Annotated in this window: 15 protein-coding genes and 1 tRNA gene; 10 read left to right on the top strand and 6 right to left on the bottom strand. The window is 64.7% G+C overall.

The genetic code is table 11. The features are described 5' to 3' along the window. Window positions 1-229: 229 nt before the first annotated feature. Window positions 230-796: an elongation factor P gene (gene efp / locus EX88_RS0103130; protein ID WP_031370552.1), complete on the bottom strand. Its 567-nt coding sequence runs from the start codon at window positions 794-796 to the stop codon at window positions 230-232. Window positions 797-1,055: 259 nt separating this feature from the next. On the opposite strand from efp, the gene epmB reads away from it, so the two are divergent. After that, entirely contained in the window at window positions 1,056-2,111 is a 1,056-nt protein-coding gene (epmB, locus tag EX88_RS0103135; protein WP_031370553.1) for an EF-P beta-lysylation protein EpmB, read from the top strand. Between the two features lie 176 nt (window positions 2,112-2,287). Then, window positions 2,288-4,381: a GGDEF/EAL domain-containing response regulator gene (locus EX88_RS0103140; RefSeq protein WP_031370554.1), complete on the top strand. Its 2,094-nt coding sequence runs from the start codon at window positions 2,288-2,290 to the stop codon at window positions 4,379-4,381. 236 nt (window positions 4,382-4,617) lie between these two features. On the opposite strand, the gene htpX is transcribed toward EX88_RS0103140, so the two are convergent. Then, complete coding sequence (htpX, locus tag EX88_RS0103145; protein ID WP_036147921.1) at window positions 4,618-5,529, bottom strand: protease HtpX; 912 nt, start codon at window positions 5,527-5,529, stop codon at window positions 4,618-4,620. A gap of 222 nt (window positions 5,530-5,751) precedes the next feature. Between htpX and gluQRS the strand changes: the two genes are divergently transcribed. The 4 genes from gluQRS to phbB (EX88_RS0103165) all read left to right on the top strand — a co-directional run bounded on the left by gluQRS (window position 5,752) and on the right by phbB (EX88_RS0103165) (window position 9,171). After that, on the top strand, window positions 5,752-6,669 hold the full coding sequence (gluQRS, locus tag EX88_RS0103150; protein ID WP_031370556.1) for a tRNA glutamyl-Q(34) synthetase GluQRS: 918 nt from the start codon (window positions 5,752-5,754) through the stop codon (window positions 6,667-6,669). A 42-nt stretch (window positions 6,670-6,711) separates the two neighbouring features. Continuing rightward, complete coding sequence (phbB, locus tag EX88_RS0103155; protein WP_031370557.1) at window positions 6,712-7,452, top strand: acetoacetyl-CoA reductase; 741 nt, start codon at window positions 6,712-6,714, stop codon at window positions 7,450-7,452. A 365-nt stretch (window positions 7,453-7,817) separates the two neighbouring features. Next, window positions 7,818-8,303 (top strand): polyhydroxyalkanoate synthesis repressor PhaR, encoded by a 486-nt coding sequence (gene phaR / locus EX88_RS0103160; protein WP_036147922.1) that lies wholly within the window; start codon window positions 7,818-7,820, stop codon window positions 8,301-8,303. A gap of 127 nt (window positions 8,304-8,430) precedes the next feature. Then, window positions 8,431-9,171 (top strand): acetoacetyl-CoA reductase, encoded by a 741-nt coding sequence (gene phbB, locus EX88_RS0103165; protein WP_031370559.1) that lies wholly within the window; start codon window positions 8,431-8,433, stop codon window positions 9,169-9,171. Between the two features lie 221 nt (window positions 9,172-9,392). Here the strand turns inward: phbB (EX88_RS0103165) and EX88_RS0103170 are convergent, their stop codons facing one another. Next, a complete protein-coding gene (locus EX88_RS0103170; protein WP_031370560.1) occupies window positions 9,393-10,316 on the bottom strand; it encodes a M48 family metallopeptidase in 924 nt (307 codons plus the stop codon). Window positions 10,317-10,502: 186 nt separating this feature from the next. Next, window positions 10,503-12,227: a formylglycine-generating enzyme family protein gene (locus EX88_RS0103175; protein ID WP_235186184.1), complete on the bottom strand. Its 1,725-nt coding sequence runs from the start codon at window positions 12,225-12,227 to the stop codon at window positions 10,503-10,505. Window positions 12,228-12,584: 357 nt separating this feature from the next. On the opposite strand from EX88_RS0103175, the gene rnd reads away from it, so the two are divergent. Further along, window positions 12,585-13,688 (top strand): ribonuclease D, encoded by a 1,104-nt coding sequence (gene rnd / locus EX88_RS0103180; RefSeq protein ID WP_031370562.1) that lies wholly within the window; start codon window positions 12,585-12,587, stop codon window positions 13,686-13,688. 65 nt (window positions 13,689-13,753) lie between these two features. Next, a tRNA-Ala gene (locus EX88_RS0103185) sits at window positions 13,754-13,829 on the top strand. 345 nt (window positions 13,830-14,174) lie between these two features. Here EX88_RS0103185 and EX88_RS25705 read toward each other — a convergent pair. After that, a complete protein-coding gene (locus EX88_RS25705) occupies window positions 14,175-14,504 on the bottom strand; it encodes a hypothetical protein (protein ID WP_152566072.1) in 330 nt (109 codons plus the stop codon). Between the two features lie 957 nt (window positions 14,505-15,461). Between EX88_RS25705 and EX88_RS25710 the strand changes: the two genes are divergently transcribed. Next, on the top strand, window positions 15,462-15,887 hold the full coding sequence (locus tag EX88_RS25710) for a hypothetical protein (protein WP_152566073.1): 426 nt from the start codon (window positions 15,462-15,464) through the stop codon (window positions 15,885-15,887). A gap of 84 nt (window positions 15,888-15,971) precedes the next feature. Continuing rightward, window positions 15,972-17,984, top strand: coding sequence for a hypothetical protein (locus EX88_RS25715; RefSeq protein ID WP_152566074.1), 2,013 nt, complete (start codon window positions 15,972-15,974; stop codon window positions 17,982-17,984). A 634-nt stretch (window positions 17,985-18,618) separates the two neighbouring features. Here the strand turns inward: EX88_RS25715 and EX88_RS0103200 are convergent. Continuing rightward, window positions 18,619-21,387 (bottom strand): type 2 lanthipeptide synthetase LanM family protein, encoded by a 2,769-nt coding sequence (locus EX88_RS0103200; protein ID WP_031370563.1) that lies wholly within the window; start codon window positions 21,385-21,387, stop codon window positions 18,619-18,621. Between the last annotated feature and the right edge of the window lies 1 nt (window position 21,388).

Consider the following 21,388-nt stretch of genomic DNA (forward strand, 5'->3'; position numbering starts at 1 on the left):
CGGCCCGGCAGGCTCCGGTGGTGGCCGCCAGGCCGGCGGCATGGCGCCGATCGGGGTCGCTGCGCGGCCCGCGGTTGCGGCTGTACCGGCACCGATTGTGGGCCGGCGGGGTTACATCATGCTTTCTTTGCCGATGACGACCGCAAGCGGCCGGCCCGGCGCCTGGCCGGCGCCGGAAGGCGCCGCGGCCAGACCGCGGCCGCCGCAGCGGCCACGGTTCGCAACAGGCTTACTTCGCGCGGCTGAAATACTCGCCCGAGCGCGTGTCGACCTTGATGATCTCGTCCTGGCTGACGAACAACGGCACGCGCACCACTGCGCCGGTTTCCAGGGTCGCCGGCTTGCCGCCGCCGCCCGAGGTGTCGCCGCGCACGCCCGGGTCGGTCTCGACGATCTTCAGTTCGACGAAGTTCGGCGGCTGGACCATGATCGGCACACCGTTCCACAAGGTCACCACGCAGGCTTCCTCGCCCTTGAGCCACTTTTCCGCGCCGCCCATGCCGGACTTGTCGGCCTGGACCTGCTCGAAGCTTTCCTGGTTCATGAAGTGCCAGTACTCGCCGTCGCTGTAGAGGTACTGCATGTCGGTGTCGATGACGTCGGCGGCTTCGAGGTCGTCGGTCGCCTTCATGGTCATTTCGACCACGCGGCCGGTCTTGATGTTGCGGTACTTCACGCGGGTGAAGGCCTGGCCCTTGCCCGGCTTGACGTACTCGGTATCGGTGATGACGCAAGGCTCGTTGTTGACGAGGATCTTCATCCCGTTCTTGACGTCGTTCATGCCATAGCTGGCCATGCTGAAACTCCTGCGAATAATGAGTGTGGCGTTGCGATTGGGTTCCGGTCACCCCCGCACCGGGCGGGTCGGCGGTGGCCGCGGCCGTCGTCCGGCGCGATCCCGGGCCGGCCTGCGACGGGCCCAGGGGTCCGCGAAACCGGGACCTGCCTGTGGCGGCGGAAGGCTAGAATGTCGGGCTGCGCCGGCCCATCCGCTGCGATTCACCGCGGCGGCGGGACCCGGGCGCCGTAATCGGAACCCTGAAGGCTAGCCCCGCATGATACCCGCTGCTCAAGCCTCCTTACAGCAGGCCCCCTCGCTCGCGACCGCAGCCGTCGGCCCGACGCCGCCGGCCGCCGGCGCGCGCTGGCAGGCGCTGTGGCGCGACGCCGTGCGCGACCCGCGCGAGCTGCTGGCCCTGCTCGGCCTGTCCGATGCGGCCCTGGCGCTGTCCGACGAGGCCGCCGCGCAGTTCCCGCTGCGGGTGCCGCGCGGCTTCGTCGCCCGCATGCGCCACGGCGACCCGAACGACCCCCTGCTGCGCCAGGTCCTGCCGCTGGACGAGGAAATGCGGCCGATGCCGGGTTTCAGCCTCGACGCGGTCGGCGACGGCGCGGCCAAGGCCGGGCATGGCGTGATCCGCAAGTACAACGGCCGCGCCCTGCTGATTGCCACCGGCAGTTGCGCGATCCACTGCCGCTACTGCTTCCGCCGTCACTTTCCCTATGCCGAGGAAACCGCCGCGGCCGGGGGCTGGCGCGATGCGCTCGCCGCGATCGGCGCCGACGCCGGCATCGACGAGGTCATCCTGTCCGGGGGCGACCCCTGGTCGCTGGCCACGCCGAAGCTCGAAGAACTGACCGAGGCCCTGGCCCAGGTCCCCCAGCTCAAGCGCCTGCGCATCCACACCCGTCTGCCGGTGGTCCTGCCCGAGCGCGTCGACGCGGCGCTGCAGGCCTGGCTCGAACGCCTGCCGTGGCCGGTCGCGGTGGTGCTGCACGCCAACCACGCCAACGAATTCGACGCCGAGGTCGAGGCGGCCATGCGCCGCCTGCGAGCCAGCGGCGCGACCTTGCTCAATCAGGCGGTGTTGCTGCGCGGCGTCAACGACAGCGTCGAGGCCCTGGCCGCGCTGAGCGAGCGCAGCTACGCCGCCGGCGTGTTGCCCTACTACCTGCACCAGCTCGACCGGGTGCAGGGTTCGGCCCATTTCGAGGTCGCCGACGAGCGCGCCCGCGCCCTGCACCGGCAGCTGGCCGCGCGCCTGTCGGGCTACCTGGTGCCCAAGTTGGTGCGAGAAGTGGCAGGCGACCCGGGCAAGCGTCCGTTGTAAGGTTGTAATCTGGTTGGGGTTTGATTGGGGAACGCCGAGGAACCGTACGCGGACGCAGATGCGCCCGCGGCGTACGTCCGCGGCGCGATCGAACTCCTCAACGGGTCACAGATTCTCGACCTTGCATGGACGAGGCCGGCGCTTCATGTCATAAAACCGGCCCACGGAGGTGGTCAATGCAATTCGGCAAAGACATGGTGCTGCGCTTGTTGATCGTCGACGACAGCGTCGAGGCGGCGGAGGCCATCGTCAGCGGGCTACGCAACAGCGGCATCGCGGTACGGCCGACACGGCCGGAAAACGAACAGGAAGTCGCCGCACTGATCCTGCAACATCCACCGGACCTGGTGCTGGCGGCGCGCAACTCGCGCAACGTCTCGCTGGCCAAGTTGATGCAGAGCGTCGACGCCAGCGGCAAAGACCTGCCGGTGCTGGTGCTGTTGGAATCGATCGACGACGCCGCCCTGCTCGGCGCGTTGGAGATTGGTGCGCGCGGCGTGGTGCTGCGCTCGAACGTCGCCCACGTGCAGAACGCGGTGCGCGCCGAATGGGCCGACCTGGAAGCGCGCCGCTCGCTGCGGCGCCTCGAGGCCCAGGTGCGCGAGACCGAACGCCGTTGCGACGCGCTGATCGACTCCTCGCGCGATCCGATCGCCTACATCCACGAAGGCATGCACATCCGTGCCAATGCCGCGTACCTGGAAATCTTCGGTTTCGAGTCCTTCGACGACATCGAAGGCATGTCCCTGCTCGACCTGGTCGCGCCTTCCCAGGTCGACGGCTTCAAGCAATTGCTCAAGCAGCTCAGCAAGGGCGAACCGCCGCCGCCGAGCTACGAGACCCAGGCCCGCGCGCTCGACGGCAACGCCTTCCCGGCGGTCATGGAATTCACCGCGGCCACCTATGAGGGCGAACATTGCCTGCAGGTGGTGCTGCGCCGCCAGGAGATCGACCCCGAGCTCGCCCGCGAAGTGGAAGCGCTGCGCCAGCGCGACCAGGTCACCGGCCTGCTCAACCGCGCCACCTTCCTGCGCGCGCTCGAAGACGCGGTATCGGATGCGGCGCAGAACTCGGCCCACCACGGCCTGCTGCTGCTCGAACCCGACCATTACAACCAGCTGCTGCAGGAAATCGGCCTGGACCAGGCCGACCAGCTCATCGCCGCCTGCGGCGAGCGCCTGCGCGCGGCGATCGGCCCGGACGACATCGCCGCGCGTTTCGGCGAGCACCAGTTCGCGGTGCTGACCCGGCACAGCGACCACATGCACACCTCCAACCTGGCCGAAGGCATCCGCGCGGCGTTCGCCGACCACGTGCTGGAGACCGACAGCCTGTCGCTGAGCGCCACCGCCAGCGTCGGCGGCGTGCAGATCGGCGAGAAGATCGCCAGCATCACCGCAGTGCTCGGCAAGGCCAGCCAGTGCCTGCAGTCGGCCAGCGACGTCGGCGGCAACCGCACCGAGTTGTTCGACCCGGGCGCAGCCGACCGCGCCGAGGAAGAGCGCATCGCCGCCTGGGTCGGACGCATCCGCGACGCCCTGGACGCCGACCGCTTCGTCATGAACTACCAGCCGCTGATCAATCTGCACGGCGAGCCGATGGAGATGTACGAGGCCTATCTGCGCATGCAGAACAGCCCCTCGGGCGAAGTCGGCGGCGAACTGGTGCAGCCGCTGTCGTTCCTGCAGATCGCCGAAGAACACGGCCTGCTGTGGGAGATCGACCGTTGGGTGGTCGGCAAGGCCATCCAGGTCATCGGCGAACGCATGCGCCAGGGCCGCCGCACCACCTTGCTGGTCAAGATCACCCAGGCCTCGCTGCAGGACGAAAGCCTGATCCAGCACGTGGTCGAACAACTGGCCAAGTACGGCGCCGACGGCAAGCTGCTCGTGCTGCAATTGCCCGAGTCCAAGGTCTTCACCAACCTGCGCGCCGCGCAGGAACTGCAGTCGCGCATCTCCCAGTACGGCGTACGCGTCGGCCTGGAGCAGTTCGGCGCCGGCCTCAACTCGTTCCAGCTGCTCAACCATTTCGACGCCGCCTTCCTCAAGATCGACCGCGGCTACATGATCGACCTCACCTCCAACCCCGACCACCAGCAACGCGTGCGCGAAATCGCCGAAAAGGCGCGCGAACTGGGCCGGCAGACCATCGCCGAGTTCGTCCAGGACGCCGCCAGCATGAGCCTGCTGTTCGGCGCCGGCATCGACTACGCCCAGGGCCACTTCCTGGCCGCCGCCGGGCCGGACATGGATTACGACTTCCAGTAAGGCCGGGAATCGGGAATCGGGAATCGGGAATCGGGAATCGGGAATCGGGAATCGGGAATCGGGAAAGGCTGAAGAACCGACCTCTCCGCCGCAACAAAAAACCGCCGAAAGGCGGTTTTTTGTTGGTGGCATCAGCCAACAGCGCCCTGCCTTTGCCGTCCCCCCTTTGAAAAAGGGGGGCCAGGGGGGATTTGCTTCTGCTCTCAGCCGCGCAATTGCGGCCTATCGCACCGACCTCAACGCATCACCACACCCGACGGACGCTGCTCCGGCGCATTGCGCAGCGCCTCGATGCGTTCCTCCAGCGGCGGATGGCTGCGCATCAGACGCGACAATCCATGCCCCACCACACCGCTGATGCCGAAGGCCTGCACCTGGTTCGGCAAAGTGCTCTGGCCGTAGGTCTGCGACAGACGCTGCAGCGCCGCGATCATCTTGTGGCGGCCGGCGAGCTGGGCGCCGCCGGCGTCGGCGCGGAATTCGCGGTAACGCGAGAACGCCATCGCGATCATGCTGGCGATCAGGCCGAACACCACGTCCAGCACCATCACCACCACGAAGTAGAAGATGCCCGGGCCGCGCGACTCGCGCTGGCCGCCGAGCATCGCGTCGATCCAACCGCCGACGATGCGCGCGGCGAACAGCACGAAGGTGTTCAGCACGCCCTGGATCAAGGCCATCGTCACCATGTCGCCGTTGGCGACGTGGCTGACCTCGTGGGCGAGCACCGCTTCGGCTTCGTCGCGGCTCATCGCCCGTATCAGCCCGGTCGACACCGCGACCAAGGCTGCGTTGCGGTTGGCGCCGGTGGCGAAGGCGTTGATTTCCGGGGCGTCGTAGACCGCCACCTCGGGCATGCCGATGCCGGCCGCCTCGGCCTGGCGGCGCACGGTCGCGACCAGCCACTGCTCGGTCTCGGTGCGTGGCTGTTCGATCACCTGGGCGCCGGTGGTGCGTTTGGCGATCCACTTCGACATCAGCAGCGAGATCAGCGAGCCGCCAAAACCGAACACGGCCGCCATCACCAGGATGCCGCCGTTGTTGCCCAGGCGGATGCCGAAGACGTTCTGCAGCACCGACATGACGATGCCGAGCAAGATCAGCACGGCCAGGTTGGTGGCCAGGAAAAGGGCTATGCGTTTGAACATGGTCGTACGGCTCTGTCGTGCCGCGCACCGTGCGCGGCTTCAGTCGACGTCCCTGTCCAATGCGGCGTGGTCGCCGCCTGTCCTCGTGTGCGGCGCGATCGCCGCACTGGTCAAATGTGGCGAAACCACCGTTAATTCAACGAGAATCCCGCCATAACCCGTCCCAGCCGGAGCGCTCGTTCATTGTCCGGACATCCTTCACCGACCGCTTCGCCTGAGCGGATGCAGACGCCGTACCGGGGCCGCTTCGCGCCCTCGCCGACCGGCGACCTGCATCCGGGTTCGCTGCTGGCCGCGTTCGGCAGTTGGCTGCTCGCACGCCATCACCGCGGCACCTGGCTGGTCCGTATCGAAGACCTCGACCCGCCGCGCGAAGTTCCCGGCGCGGCCGAGCGGCAGTTGCGCACCTTGGCCGCGTTCGGCCTGCACAGCGACGAGCCGATCGTGCGTCAGAGCGCGCGCGGCGCCCTCTACCAAGCTGCGCTCGACCGCCTGCTCGACGAGGGCCGCGCCTTCTTCTGCCATTGCAGCCGCAGCGACCTGGCGGCGAACCACGGCATCCATCGCCGCTGCGTCGCCCACGCACCGCGCCACGGCCGCGCCGCGCCGCAGCCGGCGGTGCGCCTGCGCGTCGCCGACGGCGCCGTCGCCGGCTTCGACGACGCCCTGCTCGGCGCGCAGTCGCAGGACGTCGCCCGCGACGTCGGAGACTTCGTCCTGCGCCGCGCCGACGGCTACTGGGCCTACCAACTCGCGGTCGTGGTCGACGACGCCGCGCAAGCCATCAGCGACGTCGTGCGCGGCGCCGACCTGCTCGACTCGACGCCGCGCCAGATCCTCCTGCAGGCCGCGCTCGGCCTGCCGACGCCGCGCTATGCGCATTTGCCGCTGCTGCTCGACGCGCAGGGCCGCAAACTGTCCAAGTCCGATGCCGCCCAGCCGGTCGACGCGGCCGATCCCCTGCCCGCGCTGCGCGCCGCCTGGCGCAGCCTCGGCCAGGATCCGCAGGCCCTGGACGCGGTAGCGACTGTCACGGAACTGCTCGAACGCGCACAGGTTTCGTTTAGTCCGGCACAGATTCCGAAATGTGCTAAGGCTCTCGCCGCGATGCACAACGATCCTTTGACGAATGCTGTCTAGAATCGGTCCGAGACCGCGCGGTCGCGGTCAAGGAGAGTACAGATGCAGTCACGCGTTGCACTCGTCACCGGCGGTACCGGTGGCATCGGCACCTCGATCGTCCAACGCCTCGCCAAGATGGGCCACAAGGTAGCGACCAATTTTCGAGACGAGGCCAAAGGGCGCGCCTGGCAGGCGCAGATGAAGGAACTGGGCATCGACGTGGCGATCGCCAGCGGCGACGTGTCCTCTCCCGAGCAGGCCGAGGCCCTGGTCCGCGACGTCGAGCGCCAGATCGGCCCGGTCGACATCCTGGTCAACAACGCCGGCATCACCCGCGACTCCACCTTCCACCGCATGACCTCGCAGCAATGGAGCGACGTCATCGGCACCAACCTCAACTCCTGCTTCAACGTCACCCGCCCGGTGATCGAGGGCATGCGCGAGCGCAAGTGGGGCCGGATCGTGCAGATCAGCTCGATCAACGGCCAGAAGGGCCAGTACGGCCAGGCCAACTACGCCGCGGCCAAGGCCGGCATGCACGGTTTCACGATTTCGCTGGCGCAGGAAAACGCGAAGTTCGGCATCACCGTCAACACGGTCTCGCCGGGCTACATCGGCACCGACATGGTCATGGCCGTGCCCGAGGACGTGCGCAACAAGATCGTCGCCCAGATCCCGACCGGCCGCCTCGGCACGCCGGAGGAAATCGCCTACGCGGTCAGCTTCTTCATCCCCGACGAAGCCAGCTGGATCACCGGCGCCAACCTGTCCGCCAACGGCGGCCAGTACATGGGCTGGTAACAGCCAGGGGCTGGTAACAACCAGGGGCTGATAACAGTCGGGGTTGGTAACAGCCCGGCTTGGTAAAACCCGGGCTGGTGAAAGCCTTCGCCGCACCGGAGACCTGTTCAGGGTCTCCGGTTCCGGCGCGCGATCGTCCCGGCCTGCCCGCTTCGACGCAACACCGCCGCGGCCGCGCCGCGCACTCGCCGTAGCCGATACCCTTCGCCGCCCCTGCAACCGGCGTCCGCGGCTGCGCCCAGGCCGTCGAAACCCCGCGCGCGCAGGCTTCGCGACGGCCGGTCGACGCCGGAGCGCCGTACCTGTTGCAAGCCCTTGCGCCCTGAGCCATGCTGCAAGGCACCACGTTTTAGAGCCAAAGCTCCATGGCCTCGACCCGAATTATCAAGAAGTATCCGAACCGTCGTCTGTACGACACGGAGATCTCCAGCTACATCACCATCGAAGACGTACGGCAGTTGATCGTCGATGGCGAAGAATTCGAAGTCCGCGATGCGCGCTCCGGCGACGACCTGACCCGCCAGGTCCTGCTGCAGATCATTTCCGAACACGAGCAAGACGGCGAGCCGGTGCTCTCCACCCAGTTGCTGAGCCAGATCATCCGGTTCTACGGCGACTCGCTGCAGGGCTTTATGGGCAACTACCTGGAACGCTCGATGCAGGTGTTCCTCGATCAGCAGCAACAGTTCCGCAACCAGATGGGCGGCATGCTCGGGCAGACGCCCTGGGCGATGATGAACCAGCTCACCGAACGCAATCTGACCTTGTGGAAAGAGTTCCAGCAGAACCTGTCCGGCAACGTAGGCCAGCCCACGACGCCGAAGCAGAAGACCGACAAGCGCGAGCGTTGAGCCGCGCTTTTTTGTTGCGCGCCGCCTGACCGCCTGTCGCGGTGGTGGCGCGTGGTTTCTTGTCGTGCCGTCGGGGGACGGCCCAGGCGCGTGCATGCACCGCGCCTTTCGCATGAGATAAAACTCCATGAATAAACGCATCGCCGTCGTCAGTGGCGGCATCGGCGGTCTCGGCACCGAGATCTGCCTGTCGCTGGCCCGTGCCGGCCGCCGCGTCGTCGCCCTCGACCTGGGCACGCGCGAAGAACGCATCGCCGAATTCGCCGACCTCACCCGCGAGCTCGACATCCGCTTCGAAGCGGCCAACGTCGCCGACTACGACGACTGCGGCGCGGCCATCGAACGCATCGTCGGCGACGACGGCGGCATCGACATCCTGGTCAACGCCGCCGGCATCACCCGCGACGGCAGCCTGCGCAAGATGGACAAACGCGCCTGGGACGACGTGCTCGGGGTCAACCTCGACGGCGTGTTCAACCTGTGCCGTCACGCCGTCGACGGCATGACCGAGCGCGGCTTCGGCCGCATCGTCAACATCAGTTCGGTCAACGGCCAGACCGGCCAGTTCGGCCAGACCAACTACTCGGCGGCGAAGGCCGGCATGCACGGCTTCACCATGGCGCTGGCGCGCGAAGTGGCGCGCAAAGGCGTCACCGTCAACTCGGTCTCGCCCGGCTACTGCGAAACCGCGATGGTCATGGCCGTGCCCGAAGACATCCGCAGCCGCATCGTCGACAGCGTCCCGGTCGGCCGCCTCGGCAAACCCAGCGAAATCGCCCGCACCGTCGAGTTCCTGACCGCCGACGACGCCGGCTTCATCACCGGCGCCAACATCCCGGTCAACGGCGGGCTGTTCATGAGTTTCTGAGGGGCCGGGAGTCGGGAGTCGGGAGTCGGGAGTCGGGAGTCGGGAGTCGGGAGTCGGGAGTCGGGAAAGGCTGCAGACCCGAAGCTGGCGCCGCAACAAAAAAACCGCCTCTCGGCGGTTTTTTTATGGCTGGCGAAGTCGCAGCAAACAACCCCTCTTCGCCCGTGCTGTTCCCCCCTTTGTAAAAGGGGGGCCAGGGGGGATTTGCTGTTGCTCGTCCCTCAACGCAACGGCCGACTAGCGCAATTGGCCTGATAGAACTGCAGCGCCTTCGGCATCAACGCCTGCAAGGTCTGGATGCGGTTGGCCGGATCCGGATGGGTCGAGGCGAACTCCGCGGGGCGCTGGCCGCCGCCGAGCTGCGCCATGCGCTCCCACAACGGTATCGCCTGGCGCGGGTCGTAACAGGCCGCCGCGGCCAGCATCAAGCCGACCTGATCGGCTTGGGTTTCGTGATTACGCCCGTACGGCAGCACCAACCCGTACTGCGCACCGGCGCCGAGCGCGCCCATCACCATCTGCTGCTGTTGCGGGTCCATGCCGCCGACCGCCATGCCCGCGGCGATCTGGCCCATCTGCACCAGCTTCTGCTGGGCCATGCGTTGCGAGCCGTGGCGCAACAGCGCGTGGGCGATCTCATGCCCCATCACCACCGCCAAGGCGTCGTTGTTCTGGGTCACCGGGAACAAACCGGTGTAGACCGCCATCTTGCCGCCGGGCAGGCAGAAGGCGTTGGCCTCCTGCGAATTGATCACCGCCACGTTCCACTGGAAGTTGCGGTAGTCGGTCGGCGCGGCCTGGCCGTTGCTCGCCGCCAAGGACTCGGTCACCTGCGGCACCTTGCTGATCAGGCGCTGGGCGATCTCGCGCACGCCCTGGCTCTGCGGCGCGTTGTCCGGCAGCAACGCGCGCTGCGCATTGGCATCGCCGAGCACCTGCTGGAACGCCTGCGCGCCGAGCTGTATTTCTTCGTCGGCGCTGGCGCCGTAATGGGCCTTTTCGCCGGTGTAAGGGTCGGTCTGGGCGCTGCCGAACCACGACCACGCCGCGTAGATCGCGAACAGCACCAGGATCCACCAACGGAACCCGCCGAAGCCGCGCCGCCCTTGCGCACGACTCGCGCCACCCATGGGATCGATCCTCATGTCCACACTCCCCACTGCCACGGGCCCAGGCCCGATCCGTTGATTGCCGGCCGCGGCCGAAGCCGCAACCACCGTACCCGCCTGCCTCCTGCGAGCGGCGCGATTCCATCATGAACCCTGTCGCGGGTCCGCGCCCACCCAACTCAAACCCATCAACTCAAACCGATCAACTCGAACCGACCCGACTCAAATTTCCCGCACGATCCGGAACCCGAGCCGCCCGTTGGTGGTGTCCGCGCTGGTGCCCTGCCGCCATGCCGCGCGCGACTGCGCCGGCGAGCTCGACCAGGAACCGCCGCGCAACACCCGCGTGCGGCAGCCCGGATTGAACCAGGCCGCGCCGTCGCGCGGTGCCCGCCGGTAGTTGTCGTGCCAGCAGTCGGCCACCCACTCGCTGACATTGCCGGCCATGTCGTGAAGGCCGAATGCATTGGGCGCATAGCTGCCGACCGGCATCGGCCCCCAGGCGCCGTCGCCGAAGCCCTGGAAGGCGTTGCGCCAATGGCGCCGGCTCGGCGACGCGTCGAGGCTGCCGGTGAGGTTGCCGACCCGCGCCGGCGGCGAGCCGTCGCCCCAGGGATAGGCGCCCTGGCTGCCGGCGCGCAGCGCGTACTCGAACTCGGCCTCACTCGGCAGCCGATAACGCTGGCCGGTGATCGCCGACAACCATTCGACATAGGCCACCGCGTCCTTGGCGCTGACGTGCACCACCGGCAGGTTGTCGGCGGCCGGGTTGCCGGCGTAGTCGGAGCGCCAGTCGACCCCGCCGCGCCGCACCAGGTTGCCGCTGCGTTCGTCGTAGGCGGTGGAATAGCCGCGCCGCGCCGCGCGCGCCCGGTGCTTGGTCGAATTCATGAAGCGGCGGAACTCGCCGACGGTGATCTCGTAACGCGACATCGCCACGCCGCGCTCGAAGCGGATGTTGCGGGTCGGCCGCTCGGCGTCGCTGGACCCGGCCTCGCTGGGCTCGGCGCCCATGCGGAACGCGCCGTGCGGGATCACCACCATCGCCGGCCCGCGCCCGCCCAGGTTCATCGCATCGGTGAACACCTGGCCGGGCCGGAACAAGCCGTAATGGGTCGCCAGCTCGATGCGCTCGCGCAGCTCGGCCGCGGCCGGGTCGCCGGCCGGGGCGATCCGCAGCAAGGTCGCCAGATGCCCGCGGGCGACGTCGATGCCGCCGAACTTCGGCAGCGCGGCGATGCCCTGGTCGCGCAGGCCGCCGATCCGCGCCCGCCGCTGCGCCGCAATGCGCCCCTGGGCGGTGGACGCCGTATCGAACTTGGGCCGGACCTGCGCCGCCGCCGCGAGCCAGCGCGCGGCGCCGGCGTAATCGTCGCGGTCGGCGGCGAGTTCGGCGCGCCGGATCAGCGCACTCTCGGCCGCGGCGATGCCCTGCAAGGCGCGCGCATCGTTCGGCCGCAGCTCCAAGGCCTCGCGGAACCGCGCCAGCGCCCCGCCCTTGCCGTTCTCGCCGACGCGGCCGGCGTTCAAGTCTTCCTCGCCCAGGCGGTTGGCCTCCTGGGCCTGGTCGGCGCGGTCGACGCGTTCCAGATAGGCCACCACCTTGCGGTGCTCGGGCGCGGCCACCCGCGCCACCGCCGCCGCCTCGTGGGCGCCGCGCAGGGACAAGGGCTCGTCGTCGATGCCTTTCAACGCCGTGTCGCCTTCGACCAGCAACAGCGCCACGGCCTTATCCAGCCCCTTGGCGAAACGGCGGTCGTCCGGTGCGTAGGCGCGCAGGGCCAGATAGATCGGTATCGCCGAATCGGCGTCGGCATGCAGCCGGCCGGCGGCCAGCGCCGCCTCGCCGCGCTTGTTCAAGTCGTCCAGGTTCTCGGCCGTGACCGCGATGACCGGCGCCCGCCACGGCGGCACCGGCGACACCGCCTGGTCGGCGCTGATCGTCACGATCGGCGCGCGCGCGCCGCCATCCTGCGACGACGCCTTACCGCCCCGATCGGTGCATCCGACCAGCAGCCCTATCGCGGCGATGCCTGACCACATCAATGCGCGCAACCTGCAACCTCTCCGGAACCGTCTTGGCGATCGATGGGACGCAGCATATCGCTTCGACCGCGGCGCCATGTTCAGGCAATGTGGTGACCCTGCAGAGGGCGGTTCGTCCCGGGCTTCGTCTTGTCCATGGCTTGCCTGCTCTGCCCGGCCTAAGCCACCGCGCACCCGCCGCGACGCGTCGCCGCGAAAAGTAGGCTATTGTCGCCCGCCCCGGCAACCTCGACGCCGGCCACGCGAAAGAACCGAAACATGCCCGTCTGGATCAACACCCCCGCCGCGCTGCAAGCGCATTTCGAGGTCAAGCCCGAACGCATCGGGCTGGACACCGAATTCATCCGCGAACGCACCTACTGGCCGCAACTGGCCTTGGTGCAGATCGCGATCGAAAGCGCCGACGGGGACGAACCGACGATCCTGCTAGTGGATCCATTGCGCCCCGGCATCGCCGAAGCGCTGGCGCCGATCCTCGCCGACGAGGCCATCCTCAAGATCGTGCACAGCCCGAGCGAGGACCTGGTCGCCTTCAAGCACGCCTGCGGCGTGGTGCCCAAGCCGCTGTTCGACACCCAGCAGGCCGCGGCCCTGGCCGGCATCGGCAGCGGCCTGGGCTATCAGAAGCTGGTCGAACAACTGACCGGCGTGGCCCTGGCCAAGGGCGAGACCCGCTCGGACTGGATGCGCCGCCCGCTCTCGCCGTCGCAGCTCGAATACGCCGCCGACGACGTGCGCCACCTGTTCGCCATGCTCGACGCCCTCGACGGCCTGCTCGCCCCGCTCGGTCGTCGCGCCTGGCTCGACGAAGACGCCGCCCGCACCGTCTTCAACGCCGAGAACGAAGCCCCGGAACGCTGGCCGCATTTGTCCATGCGCAGCGCCCAGTTCCTCGACCTGCCCGCGCAGCGCCGCCTGGTGCGCCTGCTGCGCTGGCGCGACGCCTATGCGCGCGACAGCGACCGCCCGCGCAGTTGGATCCTCGACAACGAACTCGCCGTCTCGATCGCGCGCCAGGTCCCGGCCGACCGCGACGCCCTGCAGCGCCAACTCGACGCCCACCCCAAGGCCCCGCGCAAACTCGGCGACGCCATCTGGACCGCACTGAGCACCGAGCTGGCCGACGAAGACCAGACCCCCGACGCCGGCGTCGCCGAAACCCGCGACAAACAGCGCCTGCGCCAGCTGCAGGAGGCCGTGGCCACCCGCAGCGCCGCCCTCGGCCTGCCCGACGGCGTGCTCGCCTCGCGCCGCTGGCTCGAAGCCCTGCTCGACCACGGCGACTGGCCCGACGCCCTGTCCGGCTGGCGCCGCGCCGCGCTGGAGCCAGACCTCGCCCCCTTGCTGGCCCAACAGAACTGAGCCGAGGAACCGAGCGCAAGGACTAGCGCCCCCCAGCCCGGCCCGCTACACTCGATCCCCGAAGTGGGGCGGTAGCTCAGCTGGGAGAGCGTCGCGTTCGCAATGCGAAGGTCGGGAGTTCGATCCTCCTCCGCTCCACCAAATCATCCAGACAGAACAGCGTGTTACGCCTTGCGGTGTGACGCGCTGTTTTGTTTTGGGCAGTGTTTGCCACATTGCTGTGTCGCGCGATTTCGCCGACAGACCGACACCACTGCCGTCTGCCGCGACATCTCCAATAGAACTTGCAGATGCTGATTAGATTTCGAATGACCGCTCACGGCCGAAAGCGAACACTCACTCACACCTAGATTCAGCCGCACCACGAAGCGGCATCGGCTTGAATGAATTCTTAAGCGCGTAACTCACTGCTCGGCCGGCCTAAGTTGAATGGAGGCCTCCCATGTGGCGATCCTGCTCGCTTCATGACCTCCGGCAACAAGCTAATCAATAGTTCCTTCGTATTTTGTTGAACAGAGCGATTTTGTAGCGGTTTCCAAGCTGATTGGCCGCGGATATTTCGTTTTCAGTGAAAGCAAAGAAGAAACCTGAAAATCCTGGTTTGACGCGCTTTTGCGTCGCAGTCTTGACGTCGATGAATATCACCTGTGGCAAACAGCGAAACAGGTTTTCCTCACTATCAAACGAGATGGCTTGCCCCTCAGGAAGTGAAATGAAATCGAATGCTGTTGCCTTGATTTCTACTCCTGCTCGCTTAAGCGCAGCAAGTAAGTTCTTGCTTGCTTGGCCCCTTGGTCGGGCAATCCCGCTGGACAATAGTGAGCATGCCTCCGACTCCCCCTGCGACCCATTGCAATTTGGTAGGCGGGCGAGGTGAGAGCGCTATGCTTCGAGTAGGGCAGTCAGCGACGTCTCACAGTAAGCACCTAATTACGATTAGATCCCGAAGCGGGTGTGGCGAGGATTCTTAAGATGCCCGCGTAAGGCCATCAGACCTTCTTGCCAAATCCGCGAATCTACACACACGTGTTGAATCGCAGTGTAATGGGCGCGTTCAGTCCGCTTGATCGCCGTTCTTGATCAGAGCGGACATTAGCACCATCTCGATCTAACCATCTGACCTCTTGGCTACTAACGACCAGAAGCGAGCATTCCCCGGTCAACGCGCCTGGGCTAATCAGCCCGAGTCAGCCGCCTAAGCTAAAAGGTCAGCGCGCAACAGACAGACGTGTCTTACGCTGTTCGCTCAGATACGTCGCTACCAGCAGAGGAAGTCAGGCGGCGACGGCCGCCTACGTGTGCCTCAAGGCTCGTACCCAGGGGAACAAGCCGATTCCCGATCCGCCCTACTCCCGTCTTCTGAAAGGTCAGAAGCTATTTTTGATTGCCTGCCTGATGTGCCGCGAGGGTTGTGCAGAGACGCCCCGTCTGGGATTCGAAATCAAATATCTCGAAAGTTTGGCGCCTCATCGCCTAGATGCGAGCGTCCGGGCAGCATGCCGATTTGCCTGGCCTATGTTTACTTCGAGTCCCGTCTACTAATTGTAGCGGTGCTAGGGGCGCCAGGTAGGGGCGGTCCACGCAGCAAGATGTTGGTTAAGCTTCCTTAACAACACCATCCGCCGCGTCAAATGCTTCTTGACCCGATAGCGTGGCGACTTTCATTCCATACGGCTTCCGAACTCACGATCGGACAGTTGTCGACTAGTCGATTTAACAGTTGATCGTCTGTTTCTTTGCAGGACTCCCGTTATCTACTAGAGGGGATGAACAATGAACCACGAAATACTAAAGCTGATTGCCGAAATTGGTCACAATCTAAGCCAAGGAAGAGATCGAAGTGACATCGTAGAGCAATTGATCGATGAAGGACTTGAGCCTCAAACGGCGCAAGACATCCTTGCCTTAGCCGATCAATGGCGTGCCGGCCAAGGACATCATGGTTACACAAGATGGTTCTGGGGAATTATGAAGAATCAAGCGCCCGCCGCCAGGGGGGCCATTTGGCTCTGGCTTGCTACATCTCTCAGTATCGTTATTACCCTCCCCATGGCGATTGCGGTCTACAACGCGCTCCCCCCTGGTCGATACCCTGTTTTTCTCATTGTGTTGCCGACATTGTTCTTTGGCTTTCTTCTTGCCTACGCTGTAGGACTACCTATCTTTCGGTTCACGCTACACAGGAAGCTTGATTTTTAGCCTGCAAGAGCACTGTTGCAAGAAAACATAATGAAAATTAGTTACGCACCATATCGATCATGGCTCCTAGGAGCTTCATTGGTCATGCTTGGTCGCACAAGCATGCTTTTGCCAGCAGCTATTTTGGCTAGCGCCGCGTTCGCTATTGACAACTCTAGCTTTACCATGAGTCCCGCGCTATTAGTCGCTTCCCTCCTTGGTGTCGTCCTTGCTGGCGGACTAATTGGACCGTACCTGATTAGAATGGGTCTTTGCATCGCTCAACCGGACGCTCAAGCGGTCCTAGCTGCAGATCCCCGGCCGCCAGTAATCTATCTGCGTCCATTCAACGAGGATGGGCGTGAGCGAACACAAAACGATCTCGCTGACGACGATGATTTTGGAATTATCGCCAATCAATTTCAACATCAGTATTTGCGCTCAGCGCGATATCTAATCAAGGCATACCTCGGGTTAGAGAATTTGACCCTTGAGCAGGAGATTTGCGCGGGATTAAGACACCTCGGACCTGTAATCGCTGTCGGGAAGCCAGGGGAATTGGTGCCGACAGCAGGTGCCGCACGAGCGTACCTTACTGAAGACTCTTGGCAGCATCAGGTTGAAGATCTACTACGTAACGCGGGAATTGTAGTTTGGCATGCGGGCATCAGCCCAGGGGCATGGTGGGAACTTGAGGAGATCGCTCGCATCGTTTCGCCAGAGAAGGTGGTATTGGTTGTCCAAAGCCCCGCTCGTCGAGCTAACGCGTACGCAGATCTCGATCGGCGCACAAGTCTTGTCCTGCCGAAAGGTCTCCCTCGTTCGGGGAACGATTTCAACTTGGTGACGTTTGACGCAACCTGGACCCCTACGGGCCATGCATTTCAATATCACCATCCATTCCGACAATTCTTCATGGCAAGCGGACTAAATATTCGAGAAACCCTGCAATCTTTTATTACGCGACATAGCGAAGGTAAAGTGCCGCGCACTTCATCTTATAGCTTGCTCCAAGCCCGCCATCTTGGCATATGGGCTACTGCGCTTCTGGCGCCGATCATAGCGCTGATTGGCTGGAAATTTTCCTCACAGGAAATTGCTTATATTAAAAGCACTGAAGAGAACAGAGTGGCATGTGAAAGCTCCGCCGAGCAGGCGACTAGATTCATTAACTCTCCAATAGATAGGGACATATCTGCATCATCATGGGCCTCTTGGCTAAACCAGATCAAAGTTAGCTTGCAAAGTCCAGAAATGAGATCCTGTGAAGGGTTTGATTTCTCAATCATTCTCGATGAAATCTCATCGACAGCAAAGAATCAAGCAAGCATTTTGCTTCCGTCTTGGCAAACGCAATTATCGCGTGGAGCTGGAAGCTTTGAGGATGTCCGAACTGCGCTTGAAGCTGCAGGTGCCGAAATCGAGTTACTAGCCTGGAACAGCGAAGAACAAAAAATTAGGGAGGATGCTTCGCGCAACATCCTGGCTTTCTCGCTTGAGATAGAGAACGTTTTCCCGGCGAACGAAGTGCCGACGCGAGGAATGATGCCAAGCAAATCACCTGAGGAGGGAGAACACAATACCATTGATAAGATCTTGGAAGATTCCGAGCAAACCTTGCTCGAATCGGAAAAATCCATACAAAGATCTATCGAGGACAATCTGAAGAGGTCTTTGCTGCCCGAACTTCAACATCTCTTTCAGCGACACCTTGGGGATCAACTTACTTTACGAACCGAGTCCGATCTAGATGCCGATGACAATGCCTTAATTAAAATGCGATTACACCTTTCCGTTCAGCTCGTGCACGCTCCCTATGGAGAATCCTTATCGGCTTATACCAGCCTGCCCTCCTATGCTTCTCTGACGACCAACATGGTTGGGTGCAGAGCTGGCACAGACGATATCTTCATGGCGGCTACTGCTTCCGTAGAAACTCCAAGCCAAATTGAGCTAGGGTCATTCAGCGCAAAAAGAATCGAGTTTGCTCGGCGTCTGATCGATCAAGCAGCGGCGAGCATTCCTACTTCGATAGAGAATTGTTATCTCGCCAATGTTGAAAGCGCTTCGCACCTATCCAACCACTTGTCACGCAAACGCATAGTCGACTCACAATAGATTTTCTCGGGACTCACCTCCATAGTCAGCCCCTGTATGCACCGAGCCACCAGGACTCCATTTCAATCACCAAATTGCCCGCACCATTGAGCCTGACCGATTCACTCTAAGCTTCCAGCGCCCACCTCGGTGCACGCCTGCCCGCGCTGAATGGCCAAGCCATCGACTTGTCTCTCGCGTTGACGCGCTTGATGACCGAAGACAACTTCGCGAGCGTGGCCGCGTTGGTCATGGACGTGATACACCGACATGCCCGAAGCGACACTCGATCGCTGGTTTCCGAAGGCCTAGATCGACCAAATCGCCGCCCGTCAACAGGATGGCTTACCTAGCGTGCAACCAGGATTTCACACGTTCAAGACGACATGTGTTTTGCCGAAGCAACAACATCAATCATCTTGCCGTCGGGGGCTGCCATAGGTGACGTTACCTGCGTTACCAGCTGCCGCGATTCAATACAGGCATCGACGCGGTACAAGTCACCGAGACCAATACTGGCGTGCTCCTCACCCAGGCAGAGTGCATCGCGGTATCTCGTCGTCACTAGGGCAGGACGATCCAGCCTTGGATAACGCTGAGAAGGATCGAGTGTCCGCTTCGGGTCGAGACCAGACTTTCACCACTAATAACCGAGCTATACCAGCGTGAGCGGGCAGATCAAGCGCTCGGTCCTGCTATGGACACCTTGCTCCTGCAACGGTACCAACATCGCGCCAGATAGGCCAACCATCAAACCCAGGTTCCCGCTGTCATGCCCCCAACCGGCGCGATAGTGATTTTTGTCGGCGACCGGCTCAAGTTGTGGCAAGACGAACCCCAGTTTGTCCGTGACCTTAGCCAAAGCAAGCCGAACCCCCGCAGTGCCATGGCACAGCGAATCATCCTCTAGCCGCCCAAACCACTCGACGCTGCGCGCGAACGCCGTGTGCACATGCTCGCGCTGCCAATCCTCTAGGTCGTCCCAAACTTTAGCCCGCGCCAGCAAGAACCCAGCAGCGCCATTGCACCAGCCCAGCGAGTACTGCGGTTCGTCCATGCGGGTGTCCGGCCATAGGCCGATTTCGGGATTGAACAATCGGTCTTCGCGTCGCAGTGTGCGCAAGGCGAGTTGGTGCATGTTCGCGTCGCCTAGCGCTCGCGCGAGGTGGACCAGGGCGAAGGCGATGCCGCTGCCGCCGTGGGCGAAGCCGGTGACGCAGCGGTCGACGCCGTGCAGCCACCATTCTGGGCCGTCGACGGTGTCGCGGGCGGCTTCGGTCAGACGGTCGGCGAGTCGCCGGGCGACGTCGAGCAGGCGTGGGTCTGGGTGCTGGCGATGCAGGGCCAGGGCCACCAGGGCGATGCCGGCGGCGCCGTCGATGATGTCGTGGCGCGCGGGGTCCCATTGCGGTTCGCGGGCGAGGAAGGTTTCGAGCGCGAGCGATGCGAGTTCGTGGTCGCCGCGGTCGCCGGCGGCTTCGCTCAGGCTGAGGATCAGTCCTTCCATGCCGGAGTAGGCGCCGCTGCCGAGCATGGGGCTGCGTTCGACCAGGATGCGGCGGCCGGTGGCGATCAGGCGTTCGGTCAGGGCTAGCTCTTTGGCGTCGGCGCCGTGCGCGCAGCGGCGCGACAGGAACAGCAGCAGGCCGGCGAGGCCGGTGTAGAGGTCGGGGCCCATCGGCATGATCGCGAACTCGCCGCCGGGCGTGCCGACCGGCGGGCTGTAGGTCCACAGCACGCTGCCGTCGCCCTCCCCTGGCACCGCACGCTCGGCGAGCAGGGCGGCCACGGCGTCGGCGATGTCGGTCTGTTGCAGGCGGGGGGCGTCTTCGCAACCGAGCGCGGTGGCGACATAGCTCAGTTGTCGCGCTATCCAGCGTTCGTCGGCGAAACGCGCGAGGCGTTCGCGCACTTGCTCCAGCGCCGAGCGCTCGAAGAAGCCTTCGACGTTGCCGCAGGGGCTGAGCAGGTCACGGCTGTCGAGCTGGGCTTCGAAGTACGGAATGTCGAACTGCAGCATCTGTTCGCGTTCACTGGCGTAGAGATGGCGCAGGAACGGCTTGCTGGCTTCCTCGCGGCGCAGCTTGAGCAACAAGGCGTCGGTCTTGGCCGGGTCGGCCAGCGCCGGATGGGTGGTCTCGGCCAGGAACAGGCCGTACAGATAGGTGTGGCGCAGGATCTGGCGCGAACGCAGTGCGGCGTTGTCGCGCAGCAGGGCTTCGATTTCCTCGGCATGTTCGACCATGGCCGCGGCGGCGCGGCGATAGCCGTCGCTGAAGCCGTCGAAATGCGCGGCGAATGCGGCCGGCTCACCATCCACGCGCGGCACCGGGCTGTCGATCTGGATCGCTTCCTGCACCCGCGACAGGCGCATGGTCGCGGTCTTGGCGTCCACCGCGACCTCGCGCGACACCGGCGCGGCGACCTTGTCGCCTTGCGCAGCGCCGGAGAACACGCCTTCGCGGGTGCGGCGCAATGACACCACGCCGACCGACAGCACCGACTCGCCGAGGCGCCGGTCGAGCTCGCGCTCGGCATCGAGCAGGGGCACGCCCGACGGTGGCTGCCGGTCGATGCGCGCGGTGTTGGTGAACAAGGCTTCAACGTCGACGAAGAACGGCTGCCCCTGCGCGTCGGTGACGATGTTCTCGAAGTGAAGGTCCGAGCCGCACAGCGCATGCGCAACCGCGGTGCAGACGCCGAGCGAACGGTAGAAGCGTTCGGCCGCCGCCCTGCCCTGGGCGCCGCCGCCACGCACGCCGAGTTGCCAGCCGTAATGGCCTCGGTCGATCGAGGCCAACACCGCCATGTCTTCGTCGACCAGGCGCTGCAAGCGTGCGAACAGCAGGTCCAGGCCTAACCCGCGCGGTTTGTAGTACAGGCCGATGCGCTCGAAGCGATAACGGACCGTGGCACGCGCGCTGCGATGCGGATCGCCCTGGCCGAATTCGACCCGCAAGGGCGCGTCGCCGGAGTGCAAGCCGAAGGCCGCCAAGGCGGGAAGATCGTCGGTCAAATGAGCCAGGTGCTCGCCGAAGAAGTCGATGAAGCCGGCGCAGAACCACTGCGCACGCTGATACAGAAACCCGTAGCGTTCGCGCAGTTCGCGCGCCGCGTCGCCGCCGGCGATGGCCTGCACGAAGGCGACGAACACCGGGTCGCCGACCGCGGTCGGCGCCACCGCTGCGCCGTCGTGCTTCGGCGCGGCCGCGGCGTAGCGGTTGAGTTCGAACACGAACACCTTCTGGAACATCCAGCAAAGCCGTTGCATCAGATAGTCGCTGGCGCCGTCGGCGATCGGCGTGTGGAACGCCGTCGGCAAACCGCTTGCGGCGACGCAGGCGGCAACCTCGCCGCGCAAGGCCTCGGCTTCCGCGCGGCAGATCGCGGCGATGTAGTAACGATCGAAATCCAGGCTGCTCATG

It is taken from the genome of Lysobacter antibioticus (assembly GCF_000731095.1).
Classification (GTDB): Bacteria; Pseudomonadota; Gammaproteobacteria; order Xanthomonadales; family Xanthomonadaceae; genus Lysobacter; species Lysobacter antibioticus_B.